This is a genomic window from Massilia sp. SYSU DXS3249, from assembly GCF_053668055.1.
In genome coordinates this window covers 230,600-247,469 of the sequence record NZ_JBSIPX010000006.1, presented here as the reverse complement: position 1 = coordinate 247,469, position 16,870 = coordinate 230,600, and the positions used below count along the sequence as shown (strand labels likewise).

Sequence of the window (16,870 nt, the reverse complement as noted above, 5' to 3'; positions counted from 1 at the left end):
ATGGCTTTTTCCAGCAGCATGCGCGGCGGACGCCGCAGCAAGTTCAAGTCCGAGATCAACGTCGTCCCCTACATCGACGTGATGCTGGTGCTGCTCATCATTTTCATGGCGGTGCCGGCCAACCAGACGCCGAACGTGGTCAACCTGCCGAGCGCGGAAAAATCCGCCCTGCCACCGGACACCTATATCCACATCACCGTCAAGCCCGACGCCACGCTCTCCATCGGCGTAAACGGCAAGCAGACGGTGGCCGCCGAATCGATGCCGAACCGCGCCGCCCTGCTCGAGCGCCTGCGCGACCTGCACGACGAGAACCCGGATTACCCGGTCATGATCTCGGGCGACCGCGAGAGCAAGTACGCGGAAGTCATCGAGCTGATTTCTGAATCGAAAAAGCTAGGAATTAACCGCGTCGGCCTCGCCACGCAGTAACGCCATGTCCGCAATGAAGCCAGCGATGCCAGCCACCAGCGGTGCCCCCTACACGGTGCCGCCCGAACCGAACCGCGTACCGGCGATCCTGCTGGCGCTGGCGGTGCACGCCGCGCTGCTGGCTTTCCTGTGGATCGGCATCAGCTGGCAGAACACCGAGCCGCCGGCCGTCGAGGCGGAAGTGTGGGACATGAAGGTGGAGTCCGCCGCCGCGCCGCCGCTGCCGCCGCCTCCTCAGGAAGTCGTGGAACCCGAGCCGCGTCCCGAACCGACCCCGACGCCGCCGCCACCGCCGAAGGCCGTCGAGCCGGAGCCGGTCAAGCCGGCCGCGCCCGACATCAACCTGGAGCGCGAGAAGAAGCTCGCCGAGCAGAAGAAGCAGCGCGAGCTGCTCGAGAAGCGCGAACTGGAACAGAAGAAGGAACGCGAGCGCGAGCTGGCGGAGCTGAAGAAGAAAGAAGAAGCCGAGAAGAAGCTGGCCGAGAAGAAGGAACTCGAGAAGAAAGAACTCGAAAAGAAGAAGCTCGCCGACGCCAAGGCGGAAGCCGACAAGAAGAAGCTCGCCGCCGAAAAGGCCGCGAAGGCGAAAGCCGAAGCCGCAGAGCAGGCCAAGCTCGACAAGATGCGCGACGAGGAGCTCAAGCGCATGATGGGCGCCGCAGGCAGCACCGGCAGCGCCCAGAAATCGACCGCGCCGAAGATCGACGCCGGCTACCAGGCGGCCATCGCGGCCAAGGTAAAGAGTAATACGGTTTACGCCGGAGACGCCGGCTTGCCGGGCAACCCGAAGGCCGTCTTCAAGGTCGACCAGCTGCCGACGGGCGAGATCCTGTCGGTTCGCCTGACCAAGAGCAGCGGCGTGCCGCAGTTCGACGAAGCCGTGGAGCGCGGCATTAACAAATCGTCACCGCTTCCAAAGAAGAAAGATGGTACGGTGGAGCGCACTATCGTGGTCAATTTCTCCATGAAAGACCTGGACTGAACACAGCTGAACACTGAGCTGAACAATCTTTGCCGAGAAGAGAACGCATGAAAAAACTTCATATCCTGTTATTTAGCGCCACCCTGATGCTGGGGTCGGCGGCCCATGCCCAGCTACAAGTGGAAATCGCAGGCGTCGGCAGCAACCAGATCCCGGTCGCGGTTGCTGCCTTTGCCGACGAAGGCATCGCCCCGGCCGACGTTTCGGACATCATCCGCGCCGACCTCGAGCGCAGCGGCGTCTTCAAGGTGATCGACGCCGGCCAGGTCATCAGCGACAGCGCCAGCATCGACGCCAGCAGCTGGAAGGCGCGCGGCGCCGACGCCCTGGTGGTCGGCAGCGTGCAGCGCCAGCCGGACGGCCGCTTCGCCGTCCGCTACAAGCTGTACGACACCGTGAAAGGCAGCCAGCTGTCGCAGCTGGGCGGCGAAGTGCAGCCGCGCTACACGCGCCTGCAGGCCCACCGCATCGCCGACGACGTCTATGAAAAGCTGACCGGCACCCGCGGCATCTTCTCGACCCGCATCGCCTACGTGAAGGAAAACCGCGCCGGCCGCCAGTACGCGCTGGCGGTGGCCGACGCCGACGGCGAAAACGAGATCGTCGCCGTCAGCGGCCGCGAGCCGATCATCTCGCCGTCCTGGTCGCCGGACGGAGGCAAGGTAGCCTATGTGTCCTTCGAAGACCGCAAGCCGGTCATCTACATGCAGGACCTGGTCTCGGGAAAGCGGCGCGTGATCGCCAATGAAAAAGGCAGCAACTCGGCGCCGACCTGGTCGCCGGACGGCAGCAAGCTGGCCATTGCCCTGTCTAAGTCGGGCAGCTACCAGGTGTACATCGTGAACGCGGACGGTTCCGGCCTGCGCCGCCTGTCGAATTCCAACGGCATCGATACCGAGCCGCAGTTCTCGGCCGACGGCCAGAGCATTTATTTCACCAGCGACCGCAGCGGCGGTCCGCAGATCTACAAGATGAGCGCGTCGGGTGGCCCGGCCACCCGCGTCACCTTCAGCGGCAATTACAACATCAGCCCGCGCGTGTCTCCAGATGGCAAGACCCTGGCCTGGATTGCACAGCGCGATGGCGGTTTCTCCCTTTACGCGAAAGACCTGGCCAGCGGCCAGGAGCTGCGCCTGGCCGATGGGGCCTCCGAACCGAGTTTTTCGCCGAACGGCAAGTACATCATGTACGCGATCAAGGGCGGCGGGCGTACCTCGCTGGCCGTGGTATCGGTGGACGGACGGGTCAAGCAGCGTTTGACGACGAAAGCGGGAAACATTCGGGAGCCCAGCTGGGGTCCCTTCATGAAGTAAATGTAGTAAATCACTAACCAAGACCAGGAGAAAAACCCATGCGCAACGTTAAGAGTGTCAGCTTCATCATCGCCACTGCAGCCCTGCTCGCAGCCTGCAAATCCCCAGCGCCGGTCACCCCGCCGCCAGTCGTCGAGAAGACCCCTGAAGCGCCGGTCGCCGCCGACACCCGCGACATCCGTCCAGTGGAGCAGGCAACCGTCGATCCGCTGAACGATCCGAAAGGCGTACTGGCCAACCGCAGCGTGTACTTCGACTTCGACAGCTACGTGGTGCGTGAAGACGGCAAGCCAGTCGTCGCCAACCACTCGCAGTACCTGAACCAGAACAAGGGCCGCAAGATCCTGATCCAAGGCAACACCGATGATCGCGGCGGCACCGAGTACAACCTGGCCCTGGGCCAGAAGCGCGCCGAAGCCGTGCGCCGCTCGATGGCAGCGCTGGGCGTGGCCGAGACCCAGATGGAAGCCGTGTCGCTGGGCGAAGAAAAGCCGAAGGCAACCGGTTCGGGCGAAGCCGCCTGGGCGGAAAACCGCCGTGCGGACATCGTTTACCAGTAATTTGTCAGCCGTTACGCGCGGCTAACAGAGCCCCCAGGGCAAGGCGCAGCGTCGCAGACAGTACGCAAGTACGGCAAGACGCTGCAACGCCGCCATGGGGGGTCTGTTAGTCGCGCGGATTGACAGGGGGGCGGGGGCAGTGCAGACTGCTACCGCCCCGTTTTTCAATCTGGAACACCGGTTTAGAAAGAGTACGACATGATGAAACTGTCCCCGTCCCGCTTTGCCCCCCTGCTGCTGGCGCTTCTGCTGCCGCTGCAGGCGTCCGCCGGCCTGCTGGACGACGATGAGGCGCGCCGCGCCATCCTCGATCTGCGCGCCAAAGTGGATAACATCACGCGCAACCTGACCACCCGTCTCGACGCCAAATCCGACAAGACCGCCACGCTTGACATGCTCAACCACCAGGAGCAGATGCTGGCCGAGATCGCGAAACTGCGCGGCCAGATCGAAGTGCTGGCCAACGAAGTGACCAAGGCCCAGAACAGCCAGCGCACCCTGTACGCCGACCTCGATGCGCGCATCAAGAAACTCGAGCCGCGCCAGGAAACCATCGACGGCGCCACCGCCGAGGTGCTCCCGTCCGAAAAGCAGGCCTACGACAGCGCGATGGAAGTCTTCAAGACCGGCGACTACAAGCGTGCCGCCACCGCCCTGCAGGACTTCGTCAAGCGCTATCCGGAATCGGCCTACGCCTCGAACGCCCAATACTGGCTGGGCAACGCCTACTACGCCCAGCGCGACTACAAGAACGCGATCGCCGCCCAGGAAGTCGTCACCACGACTTACGCCAGCAGCCCGAAGGCGCCGGACGCGATGCTCAACATCGCCACCAGCTATGCCGAGCTGAAGGATAAAGTGAAAGCCAAGAAAACCCTGCAGACCCTGGTGTCGAAGTTCCCCGGCACCCAGGCCGCCCAGTCCGCGAAAGACCGGCTGGCCGTCCTGAAATAAGACTGTCGGGCAACATTCAGGCGCTGCACGTTTGACAGCACGACGGCAGCGCCCTATAATCCTGCTTCTTTCGGGTCGTTAGCTCAGCTGGTAGAGCAGCGGACTTTTAATCCGTTGGTCGCAGGTTCGAATCCCGCACGGCCTACCACGAATAAGTAAAAAGCCCACGGCTACGGTCGTGGGCTTTTTGCATTCTGCGGCGCTCTTTGCGCTCGTTGCGCTCTTTGCACTTGTTGCGTCGATCCGATGGCGACAGTCAGTGCGCCGCCGGCGGGTGCGCATGCGGCGGCGCCTGGTTCGCATACACCGTCCAGGCATTCAGGTCGTACAGGTTCTCGCTCTTGTGGCCCAGCATGCGTTTGACGGCCTGCTTCAGCTTGTACACGGGCTTCGAAGAGTTGCCGTAGCGGCGCAAGCGGGTCTTGCCTGGCTTCCTCAGCAAAACCTGGAACTCACGGTGCAGGTTCCTGCTGGCCGCTTCGCGGTCGGCGTATTCGAAAATCCCTCCCGATCCGACGAACAGGATTTCATTCCCATAGCGTTGCGCCAGGCTGTTGCGCAGGTATTGCAGGCGCGTCGTGTACATGACGTCGAAAGCCGGCAGCTTGCCCTCCCCCGTATCGACGCGTTGCAGGTCGAGGTGGCGTCCGCGCTTTTCGATCAGCACCGCGGCCTCGCTGTTGCGGAAGCGGATCAGGAAGCGGTAATTGCCCTCGTAGCTCAGCAAATAGTCGTGGTGGGTGTCGATCGTTTTCTGCAGCAGCGTGAGGACTTCGTCGATGGCCTCGCCGGTGACGCTGCCATAGCGGTTGGCGCGGGCGATCTGCTCGGCCAGGTCGGCGCGCAGCTCGTCGATGGACAGCGGCTTCCACAGTGCGGCATGGCGCGTGAGCCCGTCTTCGATGACATAACCCGGTGCGATGTCGACCACCGATACCGGCGACGCCGGGAACAGCTCGCGGAAGGCCGCGACCGGGCGCTCGCCGTTGTGCATGGGCTCGTTCGCCCACTGCAGGTCCTCTTCCAGGAACACCACGTCCGCCGCGAACGGGAAGCCGTATTTCGGCGCGAGCCGGTCGATCAGCCTCGCCCATTGGCGGTTGAAATAGGTCTGGCGGTGGGCGGCGGTGGCGGCGCTGTTCTTGCCGGGAATGACGTAGCAGTTCGGGAAGTGGGACGCCGTGCCGTAACCGCAGAACACGTAATCGATCACGGGATACAGCGCCTTCAGCCTGGCGGCAACCGATTCCTGGATCGCCAGGGGTGCCGAATGCAAGGCGTCGTTGATATTCAGGCAGACTTCGCGGCCGTCGCTGATGGCCATCAGCGTGTCGTCCGAATAGGTCGGCACGATGCGGCAGCTGACGTCTCCGCCGCCAAGGGCGATCGCCTCGTCGCCGACTTCGATCACCGTGAATCCCATGTCGCGGATGAAGGCGGCCATGTTCGACGACTGCGCCACCAGGATGGTCGTCTCGCGGCCGAACTGCTTCAGGGTGCCGGGGTGCAGGTGGTCGTGGTGGCCGTGGGAGATGTAGATGTAGTCGGGCTTGACGTCCTTGAGCGTGTCGACGGCCGGGGCGGGATAGACCCACCACTGCGCGCCGAAACAGGGACCGCGCCACCACGGATCGGACAGGATGCTGATGCCGCAGGTCTCGATCAGGATCGAGGCGTGTCCAACGAACGTAATTTTCATGACGGCACAGCCTTTCGGGGGTTGTCGGATTGTTACAGGTTAGCTTGCTTCCACCCCGATCCGGTTTGCAATCCCAATCGTGCGAGCGGACTGTGCCTTATGCGCCACAGATAGACGCCCCGCCGACCCCTTCCCGCTCTGCCGGCAAATGGCGGCAACTGCTGCGATCCAGCAGGAAATACTTCAGTAGAGAAATTTGATACATACGCGAAGCATTGTTAAAAACTGCCTTGTCCAACCTTTCGAACGAGCGTTAGCGCTGCAGCCGGCACTGCAGCGACCAACGCAGTGATGACCTCGGTGACCGACTCGGTGGCCGCTCAGTGGCCGAGTCAGTGACTACCCAGCGAACCACTCACTTTCGATGAAGGAGAAGACCATGCGTGTACTGCCTTGCCTTGCCCTCATTTCCGCCGCCCTGGCCTCGAGCGCCTTCGCCGCCGCCCCGATCAGCAGCGGCGACGCCATGGACCTGAAACGCGACGTCGCCGGACAGTACCGGCTCGAGAACGGCCGCGACGTGCGGCTGAGCATGATCGACGACAAGCTCTACCTCGACCTGAACCGCGCCTTCCGCCGGGAACTGCTCCCTGTCGGCGACAAGGTGCTGGCCTCGCGCGACGGCAGGCTGACGGTCCAGTACATGCCCGACGGCCCGATCGAGCAGATCCTGATCCAGCATCCGGAACTGCCTGCCAGCGTGCGCCTTGGCGAACGCAGCTGGCGCGGCCGGTGACCGTTCCGTCAGCCGGCCTGACAATCCGGGCGATTCCATTCGCCCGGATTGTCTTCCCACTTGCGGCAGGCGAACCGGGGTCACGGCAAGTCACACAAGCAATAACACGGCACGAGTCGGCCAGGGCGGCAACGATTCAGGCTCGCATCCGCCACGCGCGCCGCCGCCAACCCAGCAAACTGCCGCCGGCCAGCAGCATGCCCCAGGTGGCCGGTTCGGGAATCGCCGACACCAGGTCGAGCCGCACCGCATGGCAGGCGCCGGCACGGCAGGCCCGGCCGGCAATCTGCTGCAGGTCGTTGATGGCCCTGGCCTCGGACAGCACCCAGCCGGAGGCCGGATCGATCAGGGTGTTCAGGTCGAGCAGCGTGCCGTTCTCGTAGAGGAAAGCGCTGCTTGCGACACCGTCCCCGAACGAGCCGACAACCTGGCTGAGGTTGTTGATGCCGGCGGCATAGCTGTAGACAGCCCCGGAGAGCTCGCCGAGGTCGAGCAGCGTGCCGTCGTCCCACAGGAAGGCGCTGGTCGGGTACAGGTCGCCGCCAACCGATGCGTAGCCGTAGTAGCCGGCCACCTGGTCGAGGTCGTTGATGGCCAGCGCCTGGCTCCATGGGCCCCAGAAGGGCCCGAGGTCGGCCATGGTGCCGTCGCGGTAGAGAAAGGGCGTGAGCGGCCAGTTCGGCGGTCCGCCGACGTCGCTGGCGCCCACCACGTGCCCGAGGTTGTTGATGGCATTGGCATGGCTGTGGCGGCCGTACAGGGTGCCGAGGTCGGTCATGACGCCGTCGCGGTAGCTGTACGCATGGCGCTCGAACGGCGCCTCCTCGGCCGGGTACTCGGCCATGCCGACCACCGTGCCGTCGTTGTTGATGCCGTAAGCCGTGGTGCCGCCCCAGCCGGTAATCAAGGTCATGCGGCCGTCGCTGTAGAGGAAACCGTTGTCGCCGGAGGTGCCGGCGATTTGGCCGCGGTCGTTGATGCCGAATGCCGCACCGCTGCCTAGCAGGGTGAACGCGCCGCCCGAATACAGCCAGGCATTGCCGCCGGATTCGCCGACCACCTGGCCGGACGCGTTGACGTCCCAGGCGCGGCTGCCCTCGCCAGCAAGGACGGTGACGGTGTAGCGCGGAACGGCCGAGGCCAGGGCCGGCAAGGCCAGCAACAGGCAGGCGGCCAGGCGCGCAAAGAGAGAGGGACGCATCGGATGCTCCTTGGAAGAGTGGTCGATGCAGGGAGCGTAGCGTGCGCACACCGTACGAGTCTGCGCAAACGCAGCAGTGACGCAAATTGATTTTCCTCAAGCCACTTGCAGGAAAGAAAGCAGTCCTCGACCAGCGTGACGCGGGGCCGTCGCGCCGGCTTATCTTCCTGCGAAGCAACCGGTTTGCCTATAAAATGCTGCGATTAGTTTACGCATCACATTTGTCCCAAAAAAAAGGCCGTCATGAACCTTCCTGTGCTCCTCAACCTGGCCGTCGCGCTCCTCGCCTGCTTCCTTCTCTACCGCATGCAGGCGGCCCACGCGTCGTTTACGAAGCGGGTCTTCAGCGGCCTGGGCCTGGGCGTGCTGCTGGGCGCGGCCTTCCAGTACCTCTATGGCGCGGCGTCAAGCGAAGTGGCGCAGACCAATGCCTGGCTCGACGTGGTGGGCAGCGGCTACGTCAAACTGCTGCAGATGATCGTCATTCCCCTGATCATGGTCTCGATCATCGGCGCCATTCTGAAGCTGCGCGATGCCGCCGCGCTCGGCAAGATCAGCGCCCTCACCATCGGCATCCTGATCGCCACCACCGCGGTCGCGGCCTGCATCGGCATCCTGATGGCGAAGCTGTTCGGCCTCTCCGCCGTGGGCCTGACGGCCTCCGCCGCCGAGGTCGCGCGCGGCGAATACCTGCAGGGTTCGCTGTCGACGGCGCAGGAGATTTCGCTGCCCTCGATGCTGCTCTCCTTCATTCCGGCCAACCCTTTCCTCGACATGACGGGCGCACGCAAGACCTCGACCATCGCGGTCGTGTTCTTCTCGGTGTTCGTCGGCATTGCCGCTACCGGCATCGCGGCGAAGAAGCCGAACGAATTCGCCTCGTTCAGCCACTTCGTGCAGGTCGCCCACACCATCGTGATGCGCATGGTCACGCTGGTGCTGCGCCTGACCCCGTACGGCGTGTTCGCGCTGATGACGAAGGTGGTCGCCGCGTCCAGCCTGCAAAGCATCGTCAACCTGCTCGGCTTCGTGCTTGCCTCGTACAGCGCCATCGTCCTGATGTTCTGCGTGCACCTGGCGCTGGTCGCCCTGGCCGGCCTGAACCCGGGACGCTACCTGAAGAAAATCTTCCCGGTGCTGGTCTTCGCCTTCACCTCGCGCACCAGCGCCGGTTCGATCCCGATGAGCGTCGCCACCCAGACCACGCGCCTGGGCACGCCCGAGGGCATCGCCAACTTCGCCGCCTCCTTCGGCGCCAACATCGGCCAGAACGGCTGCGGCGGCATCTATCCGGCCATGCTGGCCGTGATGATCGCGCCGACCGTCGGCATCGATCCGTGGACGGCAAGCTTCCTGCTGCCCCTGCTGGCGGTCGTCGTGTTCGGCTCGATCGGCGTGGCCGGGGTCGGCGGCGGCGCCACCTTCGCGGCACTGATCGTGCTGTCGGCGCTCGACCTGCCGGTGGCGCTGGCCGGCCTGCTGATCTCGATCGAGCCGCTGATCGACATGGGCCGCACGGCGCTCAACGTGAGCGGGTCGATTACGGCCGGCACGGTTACCTCGCGCATCCTCGGCGAGACCGATCTCCAAGTATTTAATAGCGACGCGGAAATCCCTCTGGACGCCGGGGAACACGCTGCCTGAAACCCGCGCCACTGCTGATTGTTTGCGCACGGAATCGTGCGCGGACCCCCTGACGAATCCGTCTATGATGATGTCATGTCAACATCGACGACGGGCGGGTGATGGAACAAAAGTGGCCTCAGGAACTCTGGCTGATCCGGCACGGGCAAAGTGCGGGCAACGTCGCGCGTGATCTCGCCGAGGCCGCCGCCGGGCACGAGATCGACATCGCCGAGCGCGACGTCGACGTGCCCCTGTCCGAGCTCGGCATCCGCCAGTCCGAAGCCCTCGCTTCCTGGTTCGCCGCCCTGCCCCAGGACGAGCGCCCCAACGTCGTCCTCCATTCGCCCTATGTGCGCGCGGCCGAGACCGCCAAGATCCTGATCCGCCGCCTCGAGCGCGAATCGCTGCTGGCGGTCAACGCCGACGAGCGGCTGCGCGAGAAGGAATTCGGCATCCTCGACCGCCTCACCACGCACGGCATTGCCCACAAATACCCCGACCTGTACGCCCAGCGCCAGCACGTCGGCAAGTTCTATTTCCGCCCGCCCGGCGGCGAAAGCTGGTGCGACGTCATCCTGCGCCTGCGCAGCGTGCTCGACACGCTCTCGCGCGACTACTGCAACGAGCGCGTCGTGATCGTCGCCCACCAGGTGATCGTCAACTGCTTCCGCTACCTCATCGAGCGCCTCGACGAAGCGAGCATCCTCGCCTTCGACCGCGCCGGCGACGTGCCGAACTGTTCGGTCACCTCCTACCGTTTCGACCCCGAGGAAGGCAAGCATGGCGCCCTCATGGTACGCCTGGTCAACTTCGTCGCTCCGCTCGAGGCGAGCGGCACTCCGGTCACCGTCGGCAAAGACGTGCCGACGGCGCCCAAGGCGTGAGGCCGCACACGATGAACGCCATCCACGCCCTGCCCGCGACGATCGATGTCACCACCGAACTGCTGCGCGACTGGCCCCTGCCCATGCCCGGCATTGACGGCGACAAGGAAGAACGCGGCCATGTGCTGGTGCTCGGCGGCTCGCGCGAAATGCCGGGCGCCGTGATTCTCGCCGCCACCGCCGCCCTGCGCGCCGGGGCCGGCAAGCTGACGGTCGCCACCGGCGCCAGCGTGGCCCAGCTGGTGGCCTCGAACATGCCCGAGGCGCGCGTGATCGGCCTGGCCGAAACCGAGGCCGGCGGCTTCCTGCCGGAAGCGATCGCCCGCCTCGACCCGCTGGCCGACCGCGTCAATGCCATCCTCATCGGACCCGGCATGCAGGACGAAGCGGCCGCCGCCGAACTCGTGCATGGCCTGCTCGCCCGCATGCAGGGCAGCGACACGACCGTCGTGCTCGACGCCTGCGCGATGGGCACGCTGCTGCATGCGCCGGCGGGCAGTGCGCCGGGCGCGGCCTTCCGCTTCGAGCAGCCGGTCATCATCACGCCGCACTGCGGAGAAATGGCGCACCTGACCGGCATGGCCAAGCCCGACATCGCGTCCGGCCCGGACGAGCCGGCGCGGGCCGCGGCCGCCGAATGGAACGCCGTCGTCGCCCTGAAAGGCGCGCGCACTGTCATCGCTTCGCCAGGTGGCGCGTTATGGCAGCACGAGGGAGGCAATGTGGGCCTGGCCATTTCCGGCTCGGGCGACACGCTGGCCGGCATCATCGCAGGACTCGCCGCACGCGGCGCCACGCTGGAACAGGCCACTTGCTGGGGTGTCGCGCTGCATGCGCGCGCCGGCGAGCGCCTCGCCGAACGCATGGGCGTGCTGGGCTACCTCGCGCGCGAGATCCCCGACGAGATCCCTGCGCTACTCGAATCAGTCGCCGGCCGCGAAGCGGGCGACGCAAAGACCATCCGGGCAACACCGGTGGGCCGGGAAGAACGGAAATCCGTTTGACCGGTATCAAAATCCGCAAGCTGCACCGCGGAATAAAGCAAGAAGCGCACAATTCGACGAACTGGCGGTAGTCACGGCAGTCTAAATTTTTACCGTTGAATTCGTGCGCTATACGGGGCCGCGTGTTGCGTCGGTTCCCTGATGGTTTCACCAATGAACACGGACGAGGGCATCCGCTCTCAAGAGGTTCATGGTGGAGCTGAACTGGCGTCGTAAGCCTTCCAGCAGCCTCACCTGGAAATTACGGCACAAGATAGACGTGAACGAGGAGTTTAACAATGAACGCAATGACCAAAGCACCAAAAATCCTGCTGACCGCCGCCCTCCTGGCTTCCATGCTGGGCGCATGCAAGAAGAACGACACCGCCACCGGCACCGCCGGCGACACCTCGGCAACGTCGCCGAGCTCGACGTCGGGCACTAGCGGCACCACCGGCACCACGGGTGATACCGGCACCGGCGCAACCGGCACCGGCACCACGGGCACCGGCACCGGCGCTACGGGCACCACCGGCGACACCACCGGCACGGGCGCGACCGGCACCACCGGCACGGGCGCAACCGGCACCACCGGCACCGGCACCAGCGGCATGTCGGGCACGACCGGCACCACCGGCACTGGCGGCACCACCGGCAGCACCGACTCGTCGGGCACCGGCACTGGCACCACCGGCACCACCGGCACCTCGGGCACTGGCCGCTAATCGGTCCTTGTCGCCCAAAAGCGGAGCCCCACAACGAGGGCTCCGCATTTGTGCTCGCCGGCACTTCCATGCCGGCGTCTGACAGCTTGGTTGTCATTGGGGAGGCCTGCGCTTGAGCGCTTGAGCGCTTGTCCGTGCTGTAGTTCGTTTGATCGTTACTTCTGCCCTTGCTTCTGCTATCCCCTCTGTCGTTCTTACGCTCTTCCTTTCTCTCCCCTTCTCTCGTCCTTTCTGTTGTCTCCCTTGCCCCTGTGTGCCCGGCATGTCGTTTCTGACGCTGTCCGCATTTGTTCCAGCTACGGCCGAGAGGCGACTCACCGGTTGAAAGTTCACGTCGACTCGCATTGGAGCGGTTTTTTGTCGCGTTCTCGTCGATGTCGCGTTGTTTCCTATTGCAGCGAGTTCCGTGGCGGTGAACGCGTGGAGTCGGGACTCCGGTGAAGCCGTGGAGGAGGCCACTGGCCTCCTCCACCCCTACGGCTGGAGCGATTTGTAGGGTGTGAGGGGGGGCGCCGAGCCTCCTGACTCCACGCGTTTTGAAACCTTTGCGCAGCCTGACCGTCTGGCCTCGGCCAGATGGCATTCATGCAGGGGCACTGACTATCGCCGGCTTTTCGTTTCTGCTGTGCCCTGGCATCCGCCCCGCGTCTGGGGGCTTTGCACTCTGTCAAACAGCGCACAGTCTCCCCTGCAAACTCCTGACACAATCAAGCCTAGCCTCGAGCTGCCGCCGCGTGAACGCGGCGGCGGCAAGCCATCGAATAACGAAGGAGTCCACCATGCACACCATCAAAGCATTACCGAAAATCGTCCTGAGCGCGGCCTTCCTCGCCGCAACGCTGGGCGCCTGCACCAAGAAGGATTCCGGCATCGGCGGCGATGGCGATGCCGCTTCCGTCGAGCAGAGACAGTTGGGAGAGGGGAACAGCTCGGCCGCCGGCGTCGCCGGCGGCACCGGCAATACCGGCAACGCGGGCCTGTCCTCGACCGAATACAACACGAACATCACGCCGCGCACCGTCGGCGAAAACGAGAGCACGGACAAGAAGAGCCTGGGTGCATCGGGCGGCGCCAGCGGAGTCGACATGGTCGCGCCCGACCAGGCGGGCCCCGGCGCGAACGGCACCTCGGGCACGGGCGGTACCGGTGCGACCGGCACCGGCGCCTCTCCCCTGGCAGGCCAGACGCCGGGCGCCACCGGCTCGATCCCGGGTTCGACCCGCGCCGACACCAAGCCCCAGGCCGGCGCCACGCCGGGCGCGGCGCCGAGCCCCGAAACCGGCCAGGCGCGCGGCGTGGGCACGAAGGCGAGCGGCCACACGGGCGACACGACCGGCACCGGTCCCGCATCCACCAAGACCGACGCCGGCCGCTGATCCGGCGGCCCGGCGGCAACGCGCGACCGGCACTGGCGGCAAGCCGTGCCAGCCCACGCCGTAACAGCAAGCCGTAACAGCGAGCCGTGACGATGAAAAATAAAAAAGCCTGCTCGCGCAGGCTTTTTCGTACAGGCTAAGGCCAGCGTCCGAATCAGACGCCCTCGGTCACCTTGGCCACCGGCGCTTTCGCCAGCGGCACCGGTTTCGCACGGCCGCGGCCGGTAGCGTAGCCGACGCCCTTCATGATTACGCGGTAGACCAGGCGCACGAAGGTCAGCGTCAGGACCGCTTCGACGAAGGTCATGAGGAAGGCCGGCAGCGCGTGGTAACGCTCGGCGCGGCGGTGGAACTTGGCCGCCATGCGGTCGCGGGCGATCTCGATGCTGTCGTAGAAGGTCGGCACCACGAGCAGGGTCAGCAGCGTCGAGGTGATCGTGCCGCCGATGATGGCGACCGCCAGCGGCTGGTAGAACTTGCCGTCCGGGCCGAGCGCCAGGGCCACCGGCAGCATGCCGGCGATCAGCGCGAAGGTCGTCATCAGGATCGGGCGCAGACGCATGCGGCCCGCCTTCATCAGCGCTTCCTCGCGGTCGTAGCCTTCCGCTTCCAAGGCGCGCGCGGCGTCGAGCAGCAGGATCGCGTTCTTCGCCACCAGGCCCATCAGCATGATGATGCCGATAAAGCTCATCAGGTTCAGGGTGCCGCCGGTCAGCAGCAGCGCCAGCACCACGCCGATCAGGGACAGCGGCAGCGACATCATCACGCCCAGCGGCGCGGTGAAGGAGCCGAACTGCATCACCAGGATCAGGTACATCAGCCCGATGCCGCCCAGCAGCGCGGTCGTCATCTCGCCGAACAACTCCTGCTGGTCCTTGCCGGCGCCGCCGAGGTCCAGCCCATAGCCTGGCGGGAAGTCGAAGCTCCTGGCCAGGGCCATCGCGTCCTTCGTCACCTCGCCGCTGGAGCGGCCCTGGGCGTTGGCCGACACCGTGATCACGCGCTTGCCGTTCTTGTGCTTGATCTCCGACGGTCCCTTGCCCATGCTGATACGGGCGATCTGCTCGAGCGGCACCATGGTGTTGGTGCCGGCGATCATGATCGGCAGGCGCTCGATGTTTTCGATGTTGACGCGGTCTTCCGGATGCAGGCGTACCGCGACGTCGCGCGTCTCGCCGGTCGGGTCGACCCAGTCGCCCACTTCGATGCCGGCGAAGGCCACGCGCAGCGCGGTGGCGGCGTCGCCCACCGACACGCCCATCGAGTTCGCGAGACCCCGGTCGAGCTCGATCTGCAGCTCGTTCTTCGGGTCCTGCTGCGACAGGGTGACGTCGACCGCGCCCGGTACCTGGCGCAGTTTTTCCATATAAGCCGAAGTGAGTTCCATCAGCTTGCGCGAGTCGGCGCCGGTGAACTCGATCTGGACCGGCTTGCCGCCGCCGTTCAGGTCATCGAGCACCGTGTACTCGGCGCCGACCAGGCTGGCGATCTTGCCGCGCAGTTCGGTAGCGATCTCCGCGGCGCTGCGGTCCCGGGTGTTCTTCTTGCCGATCTCGACGTAGATCGAACCGCCGCTCGGACGGGCGAAGACGTCGGTGTCGCGCACTTCCTTTATCGTGCGCGCCAGCGTCGCCGCCTGCTCCATCTTCAGGCGGGCGTACTGCAGGCTCGACGATGCCGGGGTACGCACCTCGATCATGATCTTGTTGCCGTCGCCCTTGGGCAGGAAGCTGGTGCCGCCGAAGCTCGCCTGCAAGGCGATGGCGCCGGCGAAACTGGCCAGGGCGATGAAGCCCATCCAGCGGCGGTGGTGCAGCGCCCAGGCGATCACGTTGCCGTAGCGGCCGGCCTGGTGGTCGAACCAGTCGTTGAAGCGGCCGAGCACCTTGGTGATGCCCTTCTTCGGCGCATGGTGGTGGCCTGGAGGGTCGCCCCAGTAGGCCGACAGCATCGGGTCGAGCGTGAACGAAATGAACAGCGACACCAGCACCGAGCAGGTCACGGTCAGCGCGAACGGACGGAACCATTCGCCGGAGATGCCCGGCATGAAGGCGACCGGGATGAACACCGCCATGATCGAGAAGGTGGTCGCGGCCACCGCCATGCCGATTTCGGACGTGCCGACCAGGGCCGCGGTGCGGCGGTCCTTGCCCATTTCCATGTGGCGCACGATGTTTTCCCGCACCACGATGGCGTCGTCGATCAGCACGCCGATCGCCAGCGACAGCCCGAGCAGGGTCATGAAGTTCAGGGTGAAGCCGCACAGCCAGACCGCGATGAAGGCGGCCAGCACCGAGGTCGGCAGCGACAGCGCGGTGATCAGGGTCGAGCGCCACGAGTTGAGGAAGGCATACACGACGAACACGGTCAGCACCGCGCCGAACACGAGCGACTCGATCACGTTGTTCAGGCTGCTCTGGGCTTCCTTGCCGCCGTCGCGGGTGATGCCCACCACCGTGCCTTTCGGCAGCTCCTTGTTGATCTTCTCGACTTCCTCGCGCACCTTGTTGGCGATCGACACCGTCGAGGCGTCGCGGGCGCGGATGATCGAGATGCCGACGTTCGGGTTGCTGTTGCGGATCGAGGCGCTGTCGATGTCGGCGAAGCCGTCCTGGATGTCGGCCACCTGGTTCAGGCGCACGATGGTGTCGCCGCTGCGCTTGACGACGATCTGCGCAAAGTCTTCCGGACGCTCGATGCGGCCGATCAGGCGGATGCCCTTCTCGTCCATCTGGCCGCGCACCTTGCCGACCGGCGCATTGGTGTTCTGGTTGCGCAGGGCGGCCGCCACTTCGCTGACCGAGACATTGTATTCACGCAGCTTCTCGGCGCGCAGCAAGACCGACAGCTCGCGGCGCAGGGCGCCGTTCACGTTCACCGTGGCGACGCCGTCGATGGCGCGGAAGCGGTCGGCCAGGTCGTCCTCGGCCAGGCGCGACAGCTCGGCATGGCTCTGGCCGTCGGACGACAGCGCCAGGTTCATGATCGGCTGCGCCGACGGGTCGACGCGGCGCAGGATCGGCTCGCGCATTTCGACCGGCAGCTTGTAGCGCACCGCCGAGATGGCGTTGCGCACGTCGTCCGAGGCTTCGATCATGTTGCGGCCGAAGTCGAAGATCAGCACGAGCGTGGCGCTGCCTTCGTTCGCGTAGGACTCGATCTCGTCCACGCCCTGCACGCTCTGCAGCTGTTTTTCCAGGCGGTCGACGATCTCGCGCTCGCTCGTTTCCGGCGAAGCGCCCGGATACGGGATGTTGACAACGATCACCGGCTGTTCGACGTCGGGATTCTGGTTGACGCGCAGCTTCGACAGGGCCAGCAGGCCCATGCACATCATCCCGACGATCAGCACGATCGTCGCGATCGGTTTTTTAACCGAGAAATTGGAAAGGAACATGG

14 protein-coding genes and 1 tRNA gene are annotated in these 16,870 nt (G+C 65.2%); 12 read left to right on the top strand and 3 right to left on the bottom strand.

Annotated elements, in window-relative coordinates:
• From ACWCIA_RS09945 to ACWCIA_RS09920, 6 genes are all read left to right on the top strand, one after another.
• Positions 1-432: a biopolymer transporter ExbD gene (locus tag ACWCIA_RS09945; RefSeq protein WP_454162845.1), complete on the top strand. Its 432-nt coding sequence runs from the start codon at positions 1-3 to the stop codon at positions 430-432.
• 25 nt (positions 433-457) lie between these two features.
• Positions 458-1,414, top strand: coding sequence for a cell envelope integrity protein TolA (gene tolA, locus ACWCIA_RS09940; protein WP_454162843.1), 957 nt, complete (start codon positions 458-460; stop codon positions 1,412-1,414).
• Between the two features lie 47 nt (positions 1,415-1,461).
• Positions 1,462-2,727 carry a Tol-Pal system beta propeller repeat protein TolB gene (gene tolB, locus ACWCIA_RS09935; RefSeq protein ID WP_454162841.1) on the top strand — a complete coding sequence of 422 codons (1,266 nt, stop codon included), beginning with the start codon at positions 1,462-1,464 and terminating at the stop codon, positions 2,725-2,727.
• A 38-nt stretch (positions 2,728-2,765) separates the two neighbouring features.
• Complete coding sequence (gene pal, locus ACWCIA_RS09930) at positions 2,766-3,287, top strand: peptidoglycan-associated lipoprotein Pal (protein ID WP_454162840.1); 522 nt, start codon at positions 2,766-2,768, stop codon at positions 3,285-3,287.
• 198 nt (positions 3,288-3,485) lie between these two features.
• Positions 3,486-4,241 carry a tol-pal system protein YbgF gene (gene ybgF, locus ACWCIA_RS09925; protein ID WP_454162838.1) on the top strand — a complete coding sequence of 252 codons (756 nt, stop codon included), beginning with the start codon at positions 3,486-3,488 and terminating at the stop codon, positions 4,239-4,241.
• Positions 4,242-4,313: 72 nt separating this feature from the next.
• A tRNA-Lys gene (locus ACWCIA_RS09920) sits at positions 4,314-4,389 on the top strand.
• A 108-nt stretch (positions 4,390-4,497) separates the two neighbouring features.
• Here ACWCIA_RS09920 and ACWCIA_RS09915 read toward each other — a convergent pair.
• Positions 4,498-5,940 (bottom strand): MBL fold metallo-hydrolase, encoded by a 1,443-nt coding sequence (locus ACWCIA_RS09915; protein ID WP_454162836.1) that lies wholly within the window; start codon positions 5,938-5,940, stop codon positions 4,498-4,500.
• Positions 5,941-6,319: 379 nt separating this feature from the next.
• Between ACWCIA_RS09915 and ACWCIA_RS09910 the strand changes: the two genes are divergently transcribed.
• The gene (locus ACWCIA_RS09910) at positions 6,320-6,676 is read left to right on the top strand and encodes a hypothetical protein (protein WP_454162835.1); all 357 of its coding nucleotides are present in this window, start codon (positions 6,320-6,322) and stop codon (positions 6,674-6,676) included.
• A gap of 136 nt (positions 6,677-6,812) precedes the next feature.
• On the opposite strand, the gene ACWCIA_RS09905 is transcribed toward ACWCIA_RS09910, so the two are convergent.
• Positions 6,813-7,877: a PEP-CTERM sorting domain-containing protein gene (locus ACWCIA_RS09905; protein WP_454162834.1), complete on the bottom strand. Its 1,065-nt coding sequence runs from the start codon at positions 7,875-7,877 to the stop codon at positions 6,813-6,815.
• A gap of 243 nt (positions 7,878-8,120) precedes the next feature.
• Between ACWCIA_RS09905 and ACWCIA_RS09900 the strand changes: the two genes are divergently transcribed.
• From ACWCIA_RS09900 to ACWCIA_RS09880, 5 genes are all read left to right on the top strand, one after another.
• A complete protein-coding gene (locus ACWCIA_RS09900) occupies positions 8,121-9,521 on the top strand; it encodes an L-cystine transporter (RefSeq protein ID WP_454162832.1) in 1,401 nt (466 codons plus the stop codon).
• Positions 9,522-9,622: 101 nt separating this feature from the next.
• Positions 9,623-10,387: a histidine phosphatase family protein gene (locus tag ACWCIA_RS09895; RefSeq protein ID WP_454162830.1), complete on the top strand. Its 765-nt coding sequence runs from the start codon at positions 9,623-9,625 to the stop codon at positions 10,385-10,387.
• Between the two features lie 11 nt (positions 10,388-10,398).
• Entirely contained in the window at positions 10,399-11,391 is a 993-nt protein-coding gene (locus ACWCIA_RS09890; RefSeq protein ID WP_454162828.1) for an NAD(P)H-hydrate dehydratase, read from the top strand.
• Between the two features lie 278 nt (positions 11,392-11,669).
• Complete coding sequence (locus ACWCIA_RS09885) at positions 11,670-12,095, top strand: hypothetical protein (RefSeq protein WP_454162826.1); 426 nt, start codon at positions 11,670-11,672, stop codon at positions 12,093-12,095.
• Between the two features lie 779 nt (positions 12,096-12,874).
• Positions 12,875-13,471, top strand: a complete 597-nt coding sequence (locus ACWCIA_RS09880; protein WP_454162824.1) for a hypothetical protein — start codon at positions 12,875-12,877, stop codon at positions 13,469-13,471.
• A gap of 154 nt (positions 13,472-13,625) precedes the next feature.
• Here the strand turns inward: ACWCIA_RS09880 and ACWCIA_RS09875 are convergent, their stop codons facing one another.
• A complete protein-coding gene (locus ACWCIA_RS09875; protein ID WP_454162823.1) occupies positions 13,626-16,868 on the bottom strand; it encodes an efflux RND transporter permease subunit in 3,243 nt (1,080 codons plus the stop codon).
• Positions 16,869-16,870 lie beyond the last annotated feature (2 nt).

Excerpts from the sequence above, each read along its gene's own strand:
- tolA (WP_454162843.1), top strand. The coding sequence starts at position 458 with ATGCCAGCCACCAGCGGTGCCCCCTACACGGTGCCGCCCGAACCGAAC.
- ACWCIA_RS09945 (WP_454162845.1), top strand. The coding sequence starts at position 1 with ATGGCTTTTTCCAGCAGCATGCGCGGCGGACGCCGCAGCAAGTTCAAG.
- ACWCIA_RS09915 (WP_454162836.1), bottom strand. The coding sequence starts at position 5,940 with ATGAAAATTACGTTCGTTGGACACGCCTCGATCCTGATCGAGACCTGC.
- ACWCIA_RS09875 (WP_454162823.1), bottom strand. The coding sequence starts at position 16,868 with ATGTTCCTTTCCAATTTCTCGGTTAAAAAACCGATCGCGACGATCGTG.
- ACWCIA_RS09890 (WP_454162828.1), top strand. The coding sequence starts at position 10,399 with ATGAACGCCATCCACGCCCTGCCCGCGACGATCGATGTCACCACCGAA.
- ybgF (WP_454162838.1), top strand. The coding sequence starts at position 3,486 with ATGATGAAACTGTCCCCGTCCCGCTTTGCCCCCCTGCTGCTGGCGCTT.
- ACWCIA_RS09905 (WP_454162834.1), bottom strand. The coding sequence starts at position 7,877 with ATGCGTCCCTCTCTCTTTGCGCGCCTGGCCGCCTGCCTGTTGCTGGCC.
- pal (WP_454162840.1), top strand. The coding sequence starts at position 2,766 with ATGCGCAACGTTAAGAGTGTCAGCTTCATCATCGCCACTGCAGCCCTG.
- ACWCIA_RS09880 (WP_454162824.1), top strand. The coding sequence starts at position 12,875 with ATGCACACCATCAAAGCATTACCGAAAATCGTCCTGAGCGCGGCCTTC.
- ACWCIA_RS09910 (WP_454162835.1), top strand. The coding sequence starts at position 6,320 with ATGCGTGTACTGCCTTGCCTTGCCCTCATTTCCGCCGCCCTGGCCTCG.
- ACWCIA_RS09895 (WP_454162830.1), top strand. The coding sequence starts at position 9,623 with ATGGAACAAAAGTGGCCTCAGGAACTCTGGCTGATCCGGCACGGGCAA.
- tolB (WP_454162841.1), top strand. The coding sequence starts at position 1,462 with ATGAAAAAACTTCATATCCTGTTATTTAGCGCCACCCTGATGCTGGGG.
- ACWCIA_RS09900 (WP_454162832.1), top strand. The coding sequence starts at position 8,121 with ATGAACCTTCCTGTGCTCCTCAACCTGGCCGTCGCGCTCCTCGCCTGC.
- ACWCIA_RS09885 (WP_454162826.1), top strand. The coding sequence starts at position 11,670 with ATGAACGCAATGACCAAAGCACCAAAAATCCTGCTGACCGCCGCCCTC.